We start from the raw sequence: 344 nt of genomic DNA, 5'->3' as shown, positions 1-344 counted from the left end.
CAGAATCCGCACCACGGGCCGGGGTTGAGTTCCCCCTCACCGGCGTCGGCGAGCTTCGCTGCCGGGACGAGCACCTCGTCCGCCCAGGTGTTGAGGTCGTCTACGAGCAACGTGGTCTCTGAGATGTTGTCGCGCCGTTTGGTCTTGCCAGTCAGAGGTTGGGCTGGTGACGTCGATCCCGAGGGCCTGTCGCAGCTTGTGCTCGGCGAGTTCGTGGGCTGCGGTGCCTTGGGCGGCGGCGTCGGACTCACTGTCGCTCTTTGTTTCCTCGATTCGAGCTGAGGGTGTGCAGTTGATCCAGCGATGGGCGCTCGATGCGGAGAGGACGGCGTGGTCGCGGCCTG

At 65.7% G+C, this 344-nt stretch carries 1 protein-coding gene and 1 pseudogene; both read right to left on the bottom strand.

Annotated features, from left to right (window positions below; genetic code table 11):
• A partial coding sequence (locus tag CYJ76_RS13260) for a DUF2800 domain-containing protein (RefSeq protein ID WP_414467296.1) occupies positions 1-125 on the bottom strand: 125 nt, incomplete at its 3' end.
• Between the two features lie 24 nt (positions 126-149).
• Positions 150-344, bottom strand: a pseudogene (locus CYJ76_RS13255) (DUF2800 domain-containing protein); the annotation flags it as partial.

This window comes from Kytococcus schroeteri, assembly GCF_002847825.1.
GTDB lineage: Bacteria > Actinomycetota > Actinomycetes > Actinomycetales > Dermatophilaceae > Kytococcus > Kytococcus schroeteri.
The sequence above is the reverse complement of the archived record's forward strand: the minus strand, read 5'-3'. Positions and strand labels throughout refer to the sequence as shown.